Source organism: Pantoea sp. PNA 03-3 (genome assembly GCF_003201175.1).
Taxonomy (GTDB): domain Bacteria; phylum Pseudomonadota; class Gammaproteobacteria; order Enterobacterales; family Enterobacteriaceae; genus Pantoea; species Pantoea stewartii.
The window spans coordinates 25,883-43,592 of record NZ_QICO01000010.1; the positions used below are offsets into that span (position 1 = coordinate 25,883).

13 protein-coding genes are annotated in these 17,710 nt (G+C 57.9%); all 13 read left to right on the forward strand.

Translation table 11 applies throughout. From position 1 onward, the window contains the following. Positions 1-6: 6 nt before the first annotated feature. The 13 genes from C7433_RS20530 to C7433_RS20590 all read left to right on the forward strand — a co-directional run bounded on the left by C7433_RS20530 (position 7) and on the right by C7433_RS20590 (position 17,664). The gene (locus C7433_RS20530; RefSeq protein ID WP_110268814.1) at positions 7-450 is read left to right on the forward strand and encodes a hypothetical protein; all 444 of its coding nucleotides are present in this window, start codon (positions 7-9) and stop codon (positions 448-450) included. Beyond that, positions 447-650 (forward strand): hypothetical protein, encoded by a 204-nt coding sequence (locus tag C7433_RS20535; protein WP_233255807.1) that lies wholly within the window; start codon positions 447-449, stop codon positions 648-650. The genes C7433_RS20530 and C7433_RS20535 overlap by 4 nt, the downstream gene beginning before the upstream one ends. Continuing rightward, the gene (trbB, locus tag C7433_RS20540; protein WP_110268816.1) at positions 640-1,266 is read left to right on the forward strand and encodes an F-type conjugal transfer protein TrbB; all 627 of its coding nucleotides are present in this window, start codon (positions 640-642) and stop codon (positions 1,264-1,266) included. Before C7433_RS20535 ends, trbB begins: the two co-directional genes overlap by 11 nt. Before the next feature lie 17 nt (positions 1,267-1,283). Continuing rightward, on the forward strand, positions 1,284-1,565 hold the full coding sequence (locus C7433_RS20545; protein WP_110268817.1) for a hypothetical protein: 282 nt from the start codon (positions 1,284-1,286) through the stop codon (positions 1,563-1,565). Positions 1,566-1,670: 105 nt separating this feature from the next. Further along, a complete protein-coding gene (gene traH / locus C7433_RS20550; protein WP_110268837.1) occupies positions 1,671-3,044 on the forward strand; it encodes a conjugal transfer pilus assembly protein TraH in 1,374 nt (457 codons plus the stop codon). Beyond that, positions 3,037-5,937, forward strand: coding sequence for a conjugal transfer mating-pair stabilization protein TraG (gene traG / locus C7433_RS20555; protein WP_110268818.1), 2,901 nt, complete (start codon positions 3,037-3,039; stop codon positions 5,935-5,937). The genes traH and traG overlap by 8 nt, the downstream gene beginning before the upstream one ends. A 26-nt stretch (positions 5,938-5,963) precedes the next feature. Then, positions 5,964-6,533 carry a hypothetical protein gene (locus C7433_RS20560; protein ID WP_110268819.1) on the forward strand — a complete coding sequence of 190 codons (570 nt, stop codon included), beginning with the start codon at positions 5,964-5,966 and terminating at the stop codon, positions 6,531-6,533. A gap of 118 nt (positions 6,534-6,651) precedes the next feature. Further along, complete coding sequence (traT, locus tag C7433_RS20565; RefSeq protein ID WP_110268820.1) at positions 6,652-7,386, forward strand: complement resistance protein TraT; 735 nt, start codon at positions 6,652-6,654, stop codon at positions 7,384-7,386. Between the two features lie 201 nt (positions 7,387-7,587). Beyond that, positions 7,588-7,926: a hypothetical protein gene (locus tag C7433_RS20570; protein ID WP_110268821.1), complete on the forward strand. Its 339-nt coding sequence runs from the start codon at positions 7,588-7,590 to the stop codon at positions 7,924-7,926. A 119-nt stretch (positions 7,927-8,045) separates the two neighbouring features. Next, positions 8,046-10,562, forward strand: a complete 2,517-nt coding sequence (traD, locus tag C7433_RS20575; protein ID WP_110268822.1) for a type IV conjugative transfer system coupling protein TraD — start codon at positions 8,046-8,048, stop codon at positions 10,560-10,562. Continuing rightward, entirely contained in the window at positions 10,559-16,333 is a 5,775-nt protein-coding gene (gene mobF / locus C7433_RS20580; RefSeq protein ID WP_110268823.1) for a MobF family relaxase, read from the forward strand. The genes traD and mobF overlap by 4 nt, the downstream gene beginning before the upstream one ends. Positions 16,334-16,442: 109 nt before the next feature. Beyond that, on the forward strand, positions 16,443-17,306 hold the full coding sequence (locus C7433_RS20585) for a DsbA family protein (protein ID WP_110268824.1): 864 nt from the start codon (positions 16,443-16,445) through the stop codon (positions 17,304-17,306). Between the two features lie 148 nt (positions 17,307-17,454). Next, positions 17,455-17,664 (forward strand): hypothetical protein, encoded by a 210-nt coding sequence (locus tag C7433_RS20590; protein ID WP_110268825.1) that lies wholly within the window; start codon positions 17,455-17,457, stop codon positions 17,662-17,664. Positions 17,665-17,710: the final 46 nt, after the last annotated feature.

A 17,710-nucleotide genomic window follows, 5' to 3' on the forward strand; every position in this document is an offset into this window, starting at 1 on the left:
GTTCCTGTGCTACTGATTTCACCTGTATGGCAGGCACGGCTGACGGCTGTGCAACGTGTCGGAAAACTGACACTGCAGACCTTTGTGGTATGGCCAGCGCTGATCTTTTTTTTCCTCTTTCTCCTCTCCGCTGACAAAGCCGGCAGCGGGGGGCAGCTGCTTCTGACCTGGGCTGAAGAGGCGGTGCGCGGTGCGCCTGCAGGACAGGCATGGGGCTGTCAGATACATAAGGCCAGCCAGAATCTGGCTGAGGTTTCGGCAAGCGACCGCTTCGCGCCGCCACAGCCTCCTGTAGCTGAGCCCTGTATAAAAGCGGCGTTAAATCGCGACGTCTGGATCGAGGAGACCAACGATTCACTCCGGGGATTCTACGAAACCTGCGTGCTGATTTCCGGATTCGCGGGTTTCTCCGCATGGTATCTCCGCAGCAGAGCCAAACGAGGTAAATGATGCAACGACTTCCGTGTATTGCCACGCTGTTTATGGCGGGCATCGTGTTTAACTGCCTGCGGGAGCTGCTGGAGTATTCCGTGGCGCTGACGCACCAGATCCTTGCGATCGGCGCGGGGGTGTGCCTGGGGCTGGCCGCGCTGGTTTTTATCGTGACCGAAATCCGGTCCCGTCACGGAGATGAAAACCATGAAGCCTGAACGGATTTTACTCCTGGCGGCGCTGTTGCTGCCGTCTGTCGCGCAGGCGTCGGTGGCGGACGAGGTGGCAGCGCTGGAGCGGGCCAAGGCGCAGCAGGGCGTGCGCCTGCCCGATCTGGGCCTGCCGGGCGGACAGATGCGCCGCACGGCGGGCGTCCGGCCACCGCATCCCGTGACTCTTGCCGACGGCCGGACGTTTAACCTCAATGATTACGCGGTGGTGGTGTTCATGCAGCGCAGCTGCCCTCACAGCGCCAAGTTCGATCCGCTGCTGCGGTCATGGGCTGACAAAGAGAGCGTGAAGGTTTACCCCTACACGCTGGACGGCTACGGAGATGCATCATTTCCGTATCCGCTCATCCCGCGCAAGACCGGACCGGATGAGCCCATCGCCGGGGAAATCCTGACCTTCTTCGGCAACGGCCTGCCCATCGCCACGCCGACCACCTTTCTGGTGAACGTGAACACCAACACGGCGTATCCGCTTTTTCAGGGTGAAACCGATATGAACACCTTCAGCCAGCGCCTCGGGCAGATGATCGAGGCCGATGCCGACCACGTGGCACCCGATACGCTCGGCCCGGTTCCGACCAGCGGACTGGTGACCACTCAGTAGCACTGAGGCAACACATCATGAATGAACATCCACTGACGCTCTCAGGCCTTGAGACGGCGTTGCTGATTGTCTGCACCTCTTTTCTGGCCGCAGCCGGGCTGTATGCCTGGCTCGTCTGTGACTTCACGCAGGGCGGGCTGCTCGTGCTTCGCGCGGGTGCCGGGGCTGGCCTGCTCAGTGCTGTCCGGGACTTTCCGCTTCTTTTTCTGCTTTCCCTCGCCGGCGGTACAGGTGCGGGCGCATTAATCAGCATCACGCTGCGGCGTAACGGGTTTATGACCGACCGGCACGAAGCATGAAAGGGTTCAATCAATCCGCCCGCACGGCCGGGCAATGCCAGAAGACACTCAGAGGCTGACAACAACGTGAATAACATCAAAAAGCAGTTTTTCGGGCGGATGGCCATGCTGAAGGCCGTCAGGCAACTGTGCGTCTCAGCGCTGACTGCGATGCTGATAGCCAGCCCGGCGATAGCCGACGTTCAGGGCGACCTGAACGGCTATTTTTCAAGCCTGGGCTTTGACGGCAATGTGTCGCAGGCACAGGCCTGGCAGGGACAGGCGGCGGGCTACATGACCGGCGGTTCGGTTTATCTGCGCAACCAGGTCAAGCAGGTGCAGCTCATCTCAATGCAGGTTCCCTCGCTGAACGCCGGCTGCGGCGGCATTGATGCCTATCTGGGGGCCTTTTCCTACATCAACGGGGCCGAACTGCAGCGCTTCGTGAAGCAGATCATGAGTAACGCTGCAGGTTATGCCTTTGACCTAGCGCTGCAGACGATGGTGCCGGAGCTGAAGCAGGCCAAAGATTTCCTGCAGAAGCTGGCCTCAGACGTCAACTCGGCGAACATGAGTTCCTGCCAGGCCGCACAGGGTATCATCGGCGGGCTGTGGCCGGTGACCCAGGTGTCCAGCCAGAAAATCTGTCAGGACATTGCCGGCGAAGACAACATTTTTTCCGACTGGGCGGCGTCGCGTCAGGGCTGCACCGTGGGCGGACAGTCAGACAATGTGACGAGCCGTGCGCCTGACAACATGAAAGACCAGGTGCTGAAGAACAAAAACCTTATCTGGGATGCCCTGGGCCGTAATCACCTGTTTGACGGCAACACCGAGCTGAAAGAGCTGGTGATGAGCGTCATCGGCTCCATCGTGTTTAATCCCCAGGGGCAGGTCACCATCCTGACGCCGATGGTGGATAACCGCGACATCATTAACGTGCTGATGCGCGGCGGCTCGGCAAAAATTTACGGCTGCGATACCACTGACCTGTGTATTGCACCTGTCATCACCACCGTCAACGTCAGCAGCGACAGCGCACTTGTGGCGCAGGTCCGCAACATCATGCTGGCCATCGACAGTCAGCTCGACAGCGACACCGCACTGACGCCACAGGAAGAAGGCTTCATCAACACCACCTCCGTGCCGGTACTGAAGTACCTGACCAACTCACACAGCATGGGCATGAGCCCGACCTATCTGCTGCAGGTGGCGGACTTTATCGCGCAGGACATGATGATCCAGTACCTGCACGAACTGGTCCAGCAGGCGAGCGAATCACTGGCTGGCCGGAACTATCCGGAAGAGGCGGCGAAGGAGCTGCGCAACAACATCGCCACGGCGCAGTCGCTGCTGGCACAGATGAAACTCCAGTCCACCGCCGACCAGAACGCGCTGGACGGCATTGACCGCAACATGCAGTACCTGCAGCAGCAGGTATCCACCATCCTTTCGACCTCGTACCAGAGCAATTACAACTGGGGGACCGGTAATGACTGATATCTACACCATTTACGGCGGCGGCATGTGGCGGGAGGTTTTCAACGGGCTGGTCACCATCCTCGGAACCAACTCGTTCACCACGCTGCTGCGCATCGTCAGCATGTTCGGGGTGCTGGGCGTGCTGGTCAGCTTTATCAAGTCGCGCAATCCCCTGGTGTTCCTGCAGTATCTGGCGGTGTTCATGATAATCACCTCGGTGCTGCTGGTGCCGAAGCGCAGCGTACAGATTATCGACATCACCGATCCGGCCGGCGTGTACGAAGTGGACAACGTCCCGGCAGGCATCGCGATGATCGCCGGCCTGTCGACGGCGGGCGGCTTCGACATGGCGCAGCTGTATGATGAAGCCCTGGCGCGCCCGGACTCGCTGACCTATACCAAAACCGGCATGCTGTTTGGCTCAAACGTCATTGCGCAGACCTCAGATTTTCGCACCGAAAACCCGCAGTTATCCGCGCTGCTGCCGCAGTACGTGGAAAACTGCGTCATCGGTGACATTCTGCTGAACCATAAATACACGGTATACGATCTCCTGCACAGCAGTGACCCGCTGACGCTTATCACCCGCCAGCCGAGCCCGCTGCGCGGGTTGTATGAGGACACCGGCAGCGGCCGGGGGTTTGTGACCTGCCAGCAGGCGGCGACCACGATTCAGGATCTTGTCAGCCGTGATGCGGTGCCGGGCAGCAGCACGGTTCATTCTCTGGCCACAAAACTGTTCGGTAACAAGGCGAATGCCGATTCGCTGCTGCTCAATGCCATGAACGAGAGTTACGGCTTCTTCTACGCGGGCGGCCTCATGGCGTCGCAGATTATGCGCAACAACATCACCAATGCGGCCGTCCGGGACGGCTGGAAAGGATTTGCGTCACGCTCCTCTGACACCGCGAACCTGGTCACGCTGGCCACCGAGTCCAGCCTGACCAAACAGCGCCTGAGCTGGGCTTCAACGGGCGTCATCGTGGGACGCGCGCTGCCGCTGATGCAGTCCCTGATGATGCTTATCCTGATAGGACTTTTTCCGCTGGTCATTGCGCTGTCGCTGGTTAACCACAGCATCTTCGGGCTGAACACACTGAAGATGTACGCGGGCGGATTTCTGTATTTTCAGATGTGGCCGGTGATGTACGCCATCCTGAACTCGCTGATGAACTACTACCTGCAGACCAAAACCGGCAGCACGGCACTGGTGCTGTCCAACAGCGATCAGGTGGCGCTGCAGCAGTCCGACGCGGCGGCGCTGGCGGGTTACCTCAGCGCCTCGATACCGGTCATGTCCTTTTTCCTGACCAAGGGAGCCGGTTCGGTGGCGTCGCAGGTGGTGGGCGGCATTCTCAGCTCGTCGGCGTTCACAACCAGCGGTCAGGCCTCCACCGCAGCGGACGGGAACTGGTCCTTTAATAACATGTCGATGGACAACGTGAGCGGCAACAAATTTGACACTAACCTGGTCGAGCGGTCCGGTCAGCAGTCGTTCCAGACCGGCAGCGGGGCCATGCACACGCAGACGGCGGACGGGCATAACGTCTATGACACGAGCGGGGCGATATCCAACCTGCCGGTGAACCTGCGCCTCAGTTCGCTCGCCAGCAGCGGGTTCTCTGAGCAGTCCCGTCAGGCGCAGCAGCAGGCGCAGACGGCGCTGGACGGCTATAACCACAGCATTAACAGCGGCTTCCAGCAGATGCACCAGATCACCACCCAGACCGGTAACAGCGACACGCTGACGCAGGGCAGCGACAGCAGCGTGGCCAGCAACATCACGCGCGGAGCCAGCAAAATGGAATCGGCAGTGGAGAGCTATGCAAAATCACACAATATCTCTCAGCAGCAGGCAACACAGGAACTGATGGATATCACCAATCAGGGAAGCATGGGGGCCGGAGCACGATTGTACGCCAAGCTTGACTCGGGTGATGAACTGGCCGGTAAAATTGTTAAGTGGGGCTCTGGCATAAGTGGCGGTGTGGAAGGGAATCTGAATACTGACTGGCGGCATACCTCCGGTAGCTCGCACAGTACGCAGGACAGCGGTTCTGAAAGCCGTGATTTCCGTCACGATCAGAACAGTCAGGTAGTTAAAGACTTCCGTGAAGGGCTCGATATGGTCACATCATCCCGTGTGAGTGAGTCGGGAAGCCATTCAGATAATCAATCAAATTCACTGGCGGCGCAGTTTGCAGCAACGATGAATGAGGCGAAAAGTCAGTACCATCAGTACACCGACAGCACCACTCGCAGCCAGGAATACAGCCGTATGGCCTCGCTTGCCCGAAACGAAAGTGCCAGCCTGGATGCGAACTATACCCAGGAGTTTGTTGACTGGGCATCGAATAAATATGGCAGTGATGCTCAGAACGTACTTGCCCATGCGACATCAGCGCAAGGGGCGGCCATGGAATTCATGCATGAGCGTCTGGAGCCTGAAATTATGCAAAACTATGCAGCGAGTACTGCGCAGGCTAATGCGTTGCCACACCGATCTTCAGTTGGAACTAATGGAGGCGTGCAGGGTTCGCACGAACACAATCTGGTTGCGCCCCCGGGATCGCCGCCGCTGGAAATGAAAGATGACTACCGCCACAACATTGAGCGTATCAGTTCTCAGGCCGATAAGGCTGATATAGCTCCTAATATTGGCAACCGCGTATCAGAGAAATACGCTGAAAATTCTGGAAAAATCGGACGAACTGGCGGAGAAATAGACAAAAATAAAACCACTGTTCAGGCATCCAGTGGTATACTCAGGGGAGAGCATCAGACCGCTGTTTTAAATGAGCAGATTAGGCGTACAGAAGAAGATTTAAAGCAGACCAGGTTCGGTGATGATAGTGACAAGTACGATTATTACAAAGAGAAGCTGGATAAAATTCGAGCTAATCAGAAATAATAACTTTCTTAACGATGGAGAGGGGCATGAAAAATCTAACTGCATCAGACATTAGCCGTGATTTATCTGCGCTCATGGAGGGCTTCTCTTCAGGGGGGCGGCTAATACCATCTCCATCACGTTCATTTAAATTGAGCGCAGCTGTCCCTTTTATAGCGACGCTCCTTAGTGTTATAGGTGCTACGTTAGTATACCTGACAGGTTACCATTCTCAGGCCGGTTTGGATGGCATCCTGAACTATTTTGAAAGTGATGGGTGGGTATTTGTTTTACCAACGATTGTAGTGGGGGCCTTCTTTACTTTATTAACTTACAATAAATTCATATTGTATTTTTCAATACCAAAAGATGTCCGAGAAAATTCGGTTGTTCTTAATCATCTGAAAAATACTGCAACTAAAACTGTTGTTTTTTTTATTACTTTGATGATTTTCTCGACTGTATTGTCTGCTTATTCAACATGGTTCGCTTTTTCTATAACAGGGTTGCTATTTGCCTTGTTGATGATTGGTAACTTGTTAATAGGACTTGAAATTAACAGGCTTGGCGCTGGAGTGGCGCTTGAGAAAATATTTATTTTTTTAAAAAAAATCTAACCTCCTGCCCTTGACCATCTAGCCTCTCGTTCATTATGAACAGGGGCTTATCATCTGAAGTAAATCAGAACCAATGTCCCGGGCGTCAAGCCCATTTCTATTAAACAAGGAAACATAAATGAGAAACCGCACTGCTTCGGTGGCGGCGATTGCTGCTGCCTGTCTTCTGCTGTCCGGCTGTGGCGCGATGAGTACCGCCATTCAAAAACGCAACCTCGATGTCAAAACGCAGATGAGTCAGACCATCTGGCTTGAGCCTTCCAGCAACAAAACAGTCTGGGTGCAGGTGCGCAACACCTCAGATAAAGACATGGGCGACCTGTACGGCCTGATTGGGCAGGATTTGCAGGCGAAGGGATATACGCTGACCTCAAGTCCGGATGCGGCCAATTACTGGGTACAGGCCAACGTGCTTAAAGCTGACAAAATGGATCTGCGTCAGGCGCAGGGTTTCCTCAGTAACGGCTACGAGGGTGCAGCAATGGGCGCGGCGCTGGGCAGCGGCATTACTGCTTATAACGGTAACTCCGGTGGTGCCGTGCTGGGTGCCGGCCTTGCAGCGGGCATTATCGGGATGGCAGCTGACGCCATGGTGCAGGACGTGAATTTTACCATGGTGACCGATCTGCAGATTTCCGAGCGCAGCAAGGCGGCAGTTACCACGGATAACGTCGCGGCACTCCGCCAGGGAACATCCGGCGTGAAGCTGCAGACCAGCAGCGAGCAGGGCAACCGCCTGAAGTACCAGACCCGCGTGGTATCGAACGCCGACAAGGTTAACCTGAAGTTCGAAGCGGCCAAACCGGTGCTTGAAGCCCAGCTGGCCAAATCCATTGCCGGCATCATGCCATAGCGTTCCTGAAAGCCATTTTCTGTTTTAACCTCCCCTGATTGCGTTTTCTCTGTCGTACCCGTGCGTGCGTACCTTATGCCATCCCGGAGATATTGCGCCTCCTCGCGCCGGCAAAGCCTGACCGGCGTCTGCGGCGGGCGCTGCGACGTTTAATCAGGTCGTTCAAAAAGTGTATTCATTCTTCCCTGATAAGGAGTCTTTATGCTGGAGTTCAAGGGTGCGGTTCGCACTGCCATTACCTGGTTTACTCTCTTCCTGTCCTGGAGTGCGTTCATTTTGTGGCGGTACGGCATGCAGCTGCATCACTACATCGCATCGCACAGCAACCTGTTTGCGTATGAACTCGCCGTTCGCACGTTGCAAAGTGACATGATGCCGCAGGGCATGATCCCTTTCCTGACGGCACTGCTGACGCTGACGGTCGGTGCCGTGCTGTCGGTCCTGACGCTGCTCTGCTGGAATATCGGCTTTTTTGCCTGCGCCCGGTCAGTTCTGGCCGGGGAACGACTGCTGAAGCGCACAGGCCTTATCCGCCAGTAAGTCGCTTACCTGTCTGAATAATCCTCTCTGACCGGTTCCCGGTCCTGCTCAGCCCTCTCTGCAGTCAGCCTGCTCGTCCAGCACGGGCGGGCTTTTCCTGCGCGCTCGCCGGAGTTGATATGAGTTTCAAACCTAAAAATCTTACCCAGGGTGGCCAGATAACGGCCTACCGACTGCGCATGTTCGGGCAGGTCAACAGCTGGATTTTCAGCTGGGTTCTGGTGCTTTTTGTTCTGTGCGCAGGCGTGGCGTTCTGGGCCATCACGCCGGAGGACACCCTGCGTAACGGCACGTGGTACTGGTTCGGCTGGATGTTTTCAGGCCTTGTGCCGCTGATGAACCCCCGCAGCCCTGCTGCATGGGAGGTTCACTGGCACTGTCAGCCCGACAGGCTCTGCACCACCAAAATGACCCTCACACAGATGCTTGCCGACCCGTGGATGCAACAGCGGGCCACTGACATGCTGCAGAATCTCCGGTTATGTCTTTCCGCCTTCGGCATCGTGGCGGTGGTACTGCTCTGCCTCATTATCTGGTACGTGGGCCGCATCGGCAGGAAGGAAAGCGAAGATGAGTTCATATCAGGCATGACGCTCACCGAAGATCTGAAGCTGGTTAACCAGCAGCTGAAAAAGGCAGGCGAAAAGTCCGATCTGCAGGTGGGCGGTCTGCACATGGTCCGCAATGCCGAGATCATGAATTACCTGATTCACGGTACCGTGAATGTCGGGAAATCCACCATCATTCGCTGGCTGCTCGACTACATACGTAAGCGCGGTGACCGCGCCATTATTTACGACTCGGGCGGTACTTTTGTCGAAACGCACTACGACGAACGGCTGGATAAAATCCTGAACACACACGACAGACGGTGCGAAAACTGGGTGCTGTGGCGTGAAGGCCGCGAGGTGGTGGATTACGAGAACATGACGGCCGCGCTGATGCCGGTCGAGGGCGACTCGGACCCGTTCTGGGTATCTTCCTCCCGGACCATCTTCAGTGATACGGCCATGCAGTTCGCGTCCGATCCGCAGCGAAATATCGAAAGATTCCTGAAAACCCTGCTGTCCATCGACCTGAAAAGCCTGCGTGAATTCCTGAAAAACACGCCTTCAGCCAACCTGGTTGAGGAGAAAATCGAAAAAACCGCCATCTCGATCCGCTCTGTGCTGACCAACTACGCGAAGTCGCTGCGCTACCTGCAGGGGCTCGATAAAGAGGGCAAGCCGGAGTTCAGTATCCGGGAATGGATGACGGAGAAGCAGTACGACAGCAGCTGGCTGTTTATTTCTACCACGGCCCGTCACCGGAAATCCGTGCGTCCGCTGATAACCATGTGGCTCTCGCTGGCCACGATATTCCTGCAGAGCATGGGCGAGGACAGCCGGCGCAGGGTGTGGATTATCGGTGATGAAATTCTGAATCTGCAGAAACTCCCGGACCTGGGAGAGCACATGGCCGAGGGGCGTAAGTTCGGCGCCTGCTTTGTGCTGGGTATTCAGAACATGCCCCAGCTGATCAACGTCTACGGGCGCGAAATGGCCAGAGCCATTTTTGACCTGCTGAACACGCGCTTTTACGGCCGTTCACCCAGCGCCGAGGTGGCAAAAATGGTGGAGGAAGACCTGGGCAATCAGCGCCGGCGTGAGGCCCGTGAGCAGAACAGCTTTGGCCTGGCGCAGGAGCGTGACGGTATTTCCATCAGCAAGGACAAGGTCAGGGAGCCGGTTGTTGATTACGACCAGATAATGAAGCTGCCCAACCTGCGCTTTTATGTCCGTCTGCCGGGCGAGTATCCGGTGGTGAAGCTCAGCCTGAAGTACCGCGAACAGAAGAAGTACCACCCTGCGCTCATCGAGCGCGACTTCCGGGACAACCTGAGTCCCGAGCTGGAAAACATCATCAGGCGCAACGAGCGGGAGGGGGCCGGTCTGGGGCTGCGTTTTCCGGCCGGTGAGGGCGGTACGGAGGGGGCAACTGCTTCTTTCCGGTCTGCCGGAACAGTTGCAGTGACTGAAGCCGGTTCCTCAACGCCGGTGCAAACAGCACCAACGCCTGTACGAAATGAATCAACAGCACAAGACGCCAAAAGTATCACTACTCAGCCAGTGTATGGCCTTCAGGCACCCGAACCGCTGCCGGATAACGTCCGGGCTTTTCCCGGCCGTGAGACAGTCGTTTCAGCTGCCGGACCTGATGCCGCACGGGCCGTAGTTCGTCCGCAGGCTGCAGCAGCGGCAGAAAAAGTGCCGCCTGCTCCGGAAGCAAAGCCTGCCGTCACGCCCTTCACACCTAATCAACCGGTCAGAACGACCAGTGCGCTCGACATTCTGGCCCGCCGGACGAGCCGGCCTGCCGCTACCGACGATTCTGCGGTGTCTGAGGAGGGGGCCCAGGGGGAAGCGCCTGAGCTGGGCATGGTGGCGGAAAAAGATGATGCAGGTCAGCTCATCGTGCAGACGGCAGGATACAGAAAAGGCGGAAATGACAGCCGGGAGGATGCCTATGCCGACCAGTATCGGCAGGCAAACTACCGCATGGCTGAAGATGAAAAAAACATCCTGCGCCACCGTGAAGATTACGAGGCCTGGCAGGAAATGGACGACCATCATGACCACGGAGATTATGAGCGATGATGACCGTTGCGCCGGTGGCGTCGGCCGCCGATGCTGCCAGTTACTACAGCAGCAAAGATAACTACTATTTTCTCGATGACCTGGAAAGTCAGTGGCTGGGTGAGGGCGCGCGCGAGCTGGGCCTGGAAGGCCCGGTTGACCTGCAGACGTTTACGGACGTGCTGGACGGCAAGCTCCCCAACGGAACGGAGCTGGGCAAAGAGGTGCAGGGCGTGCACGTCCACCGTCCGGGACATGACCTGACGTTTTCCGCCCCTAAAAGCATCTCCATGCTGATACTGGCCGGAGGCGACAAACGCCTGCTGGAGGCACACCACGAGGCGGTGAAAGAGGCGCTGGGGGTGATTGAAAACCTGATAAGCGTGCGTAACACCCGAGGCGGTATTACCCGCATCGAACCGACCGGCAAGATGGTGGCCGCGCTGTTCACGCATGACACCTCGCGCAACCTCGATCCGCAGATTCACACCCACGCCGTTGTGGTGAACGCCACCGAACATGAAGGTAAATGGAAAGCCCTGTCCACCGACTACATCCACGGAACCGGGTTCATTGAGACGATTTACAAACACCAGGTGAAGTTTGGCCAGCTTTACCGCAGTTCTCTGAAGGGAAAAACCGAAGCGCTGGGTTATGAAACGGAGCTGACCGGCGGACCGCATGGCCTCTGGGAGGTTAAAGGCTTTACCGAAACCGTACTGGAAGAGTTCTCTTCACGCCACAGAGAAATTCATGGCAGCGTGGGGGAAGATGCCAGCCTGAAAAGCCGTGATGTGGCCGCGCTCGACACGCGCCAGCGTAAACAGTCGCTTGACCGCTACGGTGAAGGTGACACCCTGCCTGGAAAGAGTCCGGAAGAGGTCAGGTGGCACGGGCCTGACACGGTTTCACCGGAGCGTGAGGGGAAGGAGAAAGGCGGGGAGCCGCAGCCGGAATCCGGACCGGCAGAGGTGGCCAGTGGCAAAAACGCGGAAACCCCGGTTAAGACCCGCGCGCCCGATGCCACTGATAGGCATCCGGACGTTCAGCAGAAAGCCGGTCCGGACTCAGTTTCCGCCGGTAAGGCTGCACCGGAACAGACTGTCACTGCTGAGAAGACGGTCACCGCAGCGCCGGACAGAGCGGAGCCGGTCGATACAGGACAGGTATTGCGGGACATATCTTCCCCTGTCAATGAGCCGATTGTTAAACCCGAAACAGAAAGGGGCCGCAGTCGCCTGCAGGCGCGCTGGCAGCGCCAGATGGACGAACTGGGCTTTGACATTAAGCAGGTCATCAGTGACGCCCGTGCGCGTGAGGAATTGCAGTCCGCGCCTGAAGCTCCCCTGCGCACCGATGCCACGGAGGCCGTCCGGGAAGCCATTTCCGTGCTGAGCGACAGCCAGACCCGCTTTACGTATGGCGATCTGCTGGTAACGGCCTTCAGCGCAGGACAGCACGAAGAGAAAATCCCCGATCTGAAACGCGCGCTTGATAAGGTGATCAGCAGTGGCGAACTGGTGCCGCTGGATGCGGACAAGGGCGTATTCACCTCCCGCATACATCTGCTTGACGAACTGTCACTGCAGTCTGTCGCGGCCAGTGCGGTCAGAGAAAACGTTGTGGCCAGCTTTCGTGCGCCGAAAGAGCCCGTTCCCGAACGCTTTGAGAAAGCGATGCTGGCACCGGTGGCCATCCTGAATGCGCCTTCATCAGCCCTGCGTCAGCGTGAAACGGCAGAGCAGCTGGTGACAATGTCACGCGCTCACGGGCGTGACGTGATGGTCATGGCCGCCTCTGCCGAACGCGCCCTGTCACTCGGCAAATCCTCGCTGCTGAAAGACAGCCTGATGCAGCGCAGCCGGATACTCGGTAACGGTTTCAGCCTCGCGCCCCAGAGTACGCTTGTGATAGACGGGGCAGAGAAGCTGAGCCTCAAGGAGATGCTGGTGCTGACCGGCGAGGCGCTGGAGAAGAATGCCCAACTGCTGTTCCTTGACGGGGCGGGCCGAACGGCCGCAACAAGTGCGCTGTCTGTCCTGGAGCAGTCGGGCGTCCAGCGTCTGTCACTCAGCGAGCCGTCGCCCGGACTGGCAGCACGCGTCATCAGTATTGCTGACAAACGTGACCGCTATCAGGCGCTGGCCACGCGCTATGCCGAACTGAGCGGGCCGGAGATGACGCTGAGCGCGACGGTCGCAGGCGAACGTGAGCAGCAGCAACTGAACGGCCTCATCCGGTCGGCGCTGAAAGACGCCGGTAAACTCGGTCAGGAAGAGGTCTCCGTGGAGGCCCGTATTCCGGTTTTCACCACGGCCAAAACCCGTCGTCTGGTAAACACCTACCGGCCCGGGCAGGTGCTGGAAGATCGCTCGGACAAAAATGAGACGCGACATTACGTCATTGACCGTGTTCACGAAGACACCCGCCAGATGTCGCTCATCGATACAGACGGCGTGGTCAGCATACAGGATATCCGGACCCTGACGGGAGACTGGCGACTGTTTGACCGCGAGACGCTGCAGGTCTCTGCCGGTGAAAAGCTGTTTGCCGTGGCCGGCGATAAAGCGGCTGGCCTTAAGGCTCGCGATCGTCTGACGGTTGAGTCAGTCAGTGAAGGGCAGATTACCGTCCTGCGCGACGGACAGAAAAAACCGGTAACCCTCGAAAGCGGTCGCGCGCTGTACCTGACCCACGCCTACGTCGCTGCACCCGGCAGCCTCGATAACGATCGCGGGGTGGTGCTGGCCAGCCTCAACGGGCGGGATCTGACGGCGAACATGATGAACACTCTGGCGCGCAGCGGCCATGAAGCGGAAATCTTCACGGGCGAGCCGCAGGCCCGGGCGGAAGACCGCATTGAACGGATGCGGTCGGTCCGGACGCCACTGTCGCTGGTCCGCGAGATGAGCGGTAAGGACGATGCCACGGAGGCGGTAACGGCGCTGAAAAGCGGCGTACAGACTGATCTGCATAAGGCGTTTACGCGCGCCGTGGCCCAGATGCGTGACGTGGCATTTACCGAGGTTGAGTTGCTGAAGGAGGCCATGAGCTTTGTGCCCGACACACCCGGACTGCAGCAGATGCTGCGACAGCAGGTGGCGGATAAGGCCCTGATACGCGTGTCGGTTGACGGTGAGAGCCGCTATGTGGCGCGCGCCACCTGGGAGATGGAAAAGGCTGTCGTGGCTGAAATTGCGGCGGGTAAAAATGCCGTGCCGCCACTCATGGAGTTCATTCCGGCGTCACTCTCCGCCGGGCTGACCGGCGGACAGAGTGAGGCGACGCACCTGATCCTCGAAAGTAAAGACCGGTTTATTGCCATACAGGGGTATGCGGGCACCGGTAAAACTACCCAGTTCCGGGCGGTAACGTCGGCTCTTGATACGCTGCCTGAACACGCCCGGCCGCAGGTTATCGGACTGGCACCCACGCACCGCGCGGTGAAGGAGATGCGCAGCGTCGGCATCGAGGCTCAGACCCTGAAGTCATTCATCGTGGACTGGCAGAAACGCACGGCAGAAGGCGAAAGCGTCCGTTTTGAAAATACGCTGTTCCTCATCGATGAGTCCTCGATGCTGGGAAACCAGGACACCGCGGCGGCTTATCAGGCTATTTCATCAGGCCGGGGCCGGGCAGTCTCGGTCGGGGACGTCGCACAGTTTACTTCTCCAGAAAGCGGTGCGCCTTTCCGGCTGGTGCAGGAGCGCAGCCCCATCGACGTGGCCGTGATGAAAGAGATTGTCCGGCAGCGTGATGAAAACCTGAAATCTGCGGTATACAGCGCGATCGAGAACCAGGCGGCCGCGGCCATTGAAAAAATCATGCAGGTGCCGCCGTCGGCGGTCCCGCGTTCGGAACAGGTGGTTCTGCCCGCCCGGTCTGTTGTCGAAACCCAAACGCCCGTGGAGGCTATCGTGGCGGACTGGACTGGCCGCACGCCCGCTGCACGGGAAAAGACGCTCATCATCGCGCAGCTGAACGAAGACCGTCGTGCCATTAACCAGAGCATTCATGACAGGCTGACTGAACTGAAGGATCTGGGTGAAAAGGCCGTCACGGTGCCGGTGCTGTCGCGCATCACGGGCGGGCGTCATGACTTCAACCGCACGTCGGCCTGGAGTTCCGGTCAGGTGGTAAAGGTCAACGACAGCTATCTCACCGTGACGGCGGTTGATTCGGGGATAAACCGGATCGTCCTGCGCGACGAAGGTGGCAGGACGCAGTTTTACTCCCCCGCCGAGCTGAACGTGACGGAAATTGAGGTTTTTGAGCGCCAGCATATTGAACTGCGGGTGGGAGACAGCGTGCGCATGAACAAAACGCAGAAAGCGGCCGGCCACGCGGCGCATGAACAGTACCGGGTGGAGGCGCTGCGGGAGAACGGCGAGGTGGTGCTGAAGAATGCTGCCGGTGAAAAGGTGATAGAGCCGGGCACCGTGACGGCCGATCAGCATCTCGACTATGCGTGGGCGGTGACCGGCTACGGTGCACAGGGTGCCAGTGCAGATTTCGTTATTGCACTGGAAGGCACTGAGGGCGCGCGTCAGCGCATGAGCGGAATGCGGGCGTTTTACATCAGCCTGTCCCGTGCGGTCGATCATGTGCAGATTTACACGGACGGTCTGTCAGACTGGCTGGGCACGCTGCAGAACAGGGACAGAGAGCCGGAGACGGCGCATGACGCGCTCGATCCGCAGCCTGAACGCGCCCAGGCGCGGCTCATCTGGGGGATGGGTAAGTCACTGTCCAAAACGGCAATAGGGCGGACGTTCCTGCGGGAGCAGGGGCTTAAGCACAGTCCCGTTACCGCGCGTATCATCCCGCCCACGAAAAAATATCCTGAACCGCACATCGCTCTGCCGGTTTTCGACGGAAACGGCAAAACGGCAGGTATCAGTCTGTATTCCTTACAGGCAGAGAGCGGACGTATAAGGACGGGGGAGGGCAGGACGCTGACCACGGGTGACGCGCAGGCGGCAGTCCTCCGCAAGAGCCGGAACGGTGAAACTCTGGTCGTGACGTCACTGGAGCAGGGGCTTGAGGCGGCCCGGAGTCATCCGGAAACGGGCGTGGTTTTGCAGACCGGCCGCAGGCCGCCTTCGGCACAGATGCTCAGAGTGGCAGGTGGTGTGCCGGAGCGGGCGATTCGCCCGGATGCCGCACTCATGAGTCTGGTTCGTGCAGAGCTGCAGGCACTGATTAACGTTTTGCCCGGAGACGGGCTTCTTCCGGATTCAGCTCACCCCAGGCAGGCAGACCTGCAACGCGCAGCAGAGATGCTTTCCAGCGAGAGGCAGAATATGGCCATAAAGCTGCCTGACACGGAGGAACAGAAGAAAGCAGAGGCGGAAAGCTGGCAGCGGTGGGTGGCAGAAACACTGAAAGAGAAAATTCCTGCCCTGCCGGGTGAAAAGGAGCCTGATTACACTCGCTTCATTATCCGCGCCGCAGGCGAACTCGCTGAGAAGAAGGAAACGCTGTCAGCCGCTGCAGAAAGAATGCTGGCCAGCCTCAGCCAGCCCGGACTGCCGGCCGGCCTGGTATTGCAGGACAATACACTGTCGGACATTTCCGTTTCACCGTCCGTTCTGAAGCAGCTTACCGCAGAACAGGATTCTGCCGCTGCGCTGGCCAGACGTGCGCCCGCCGGTTTGTCAGATAAAACACTGTCAGGCGCAGCGCACGAACTCCGGCGTCAGGATGAGCCTGTCCTGCCGTCAGAAGAACGGGGACGTGAGCGTGAGGAGCCTCAGCGCGAACGCATCCGCAACATCCAGAAAGAACGTTAACTTACCTGCGGGCCTGACGATGCCGGGCCCGTTTACATTCCCGACTCCCGTATTCATACGGGTTAAGTAAATAAACCACCCTGTCGCACTACGCGACATACGGAATCTTATGAAAAAAAACATAACGCTGGCCGCCGTAATGCTGGCCACATCTGTATGCTTTGCCGTCCAGGCGGCATCTGAAGCATTAACGCCTCCACCGCAGACAGCGGCAACCACTGCCATTAACGGCACGGCGAAGCCGGAAAGCCAGGCTGCTGCTGACTTCACGCCGGCTCAGCAGGCCCGCATCGGCGAAATCGCGGCAGACTACCTGGTTGCCCATCCGGACGTGCTGATTGAGGTCAGCAAGAAGCTGCAGGCGCGTCAGGAGGCGCGCCGTCAGGCTGCTTATGCGCAGGCTGCGGTCGGTGCGCACCGGCTGCTGATGCAGCTGGGTGACATCCCCGTCTCAGGGCCGAAAAACGCAAAGGTGCTGGTGACGGAGTTCTTCGACTACGAGTGCATCGCCTGCAGCATGATGGCCCCCGTAATGGAGAAAGTGATGGCCGCAAATCCGGATGTGCGCTTTGCGTTCCGCGACTGGACGATATTCGCCCCGCGTTTTCAGGAGTCCACGCTGGCCTCACGTCGCGGGCTGGACGTCTGGCATCGGCAGGGTGCGCAGGCCTACTTGACCTATCACAACGGGATTTACCACACGGGGCATAACGAAGGGAAGCTGACCGCTGCCGACATCGATGAGGCGGCAAAAGCTGCCGGAGTAACGGATAAAAGCGGTGTAGACGACGGTAAATCAGACGCGGTCATCCGGAACAACGACGCGCTGGCAGAGATGCTGGGCCTGACGGGAACGCCGGGCATTATCGTCATGCCGGTGGAAAATGCCACGGAAGCAAACACCACGGTGCTGCCAGGCGTGGTCAGCGAATCGGTGATGCAGCAGGCCATAAAAAAAGCAGCAGGGAAATAAAACCGTCAGGCCGGACAGCCGCGTACTGGTTGCATCCCTCTCCGGAATGTTCACTTTGATCCTGATTTTTTGTTGCTCAGGAGATGTCGTGACAGAACAATTAGGGCACAAAGCGTAGGATTTTCCCGAGCCAGTAGAGGTAAACACCATGAACAACCTCATGACTTTAAATGAACTTATTGCCGCGACAGAACAGGCCAGAGCCAATTACCGTCTTCATGGTACTTTAGTATCTGAGATAATCTATAAATCCTTTTATGTACGCCTAGGTAAAGAAGCTTTTGAGCAAAATAAACTGGAGATAAAATGTCCTGTTGCTCTGGCAGAAATGCACCGCCTGGCAATTGATGCGCCGTAAATCTGTTAAGGTTAATAAAGAGCTGCTAAGTGCGGCTTGTTATGAT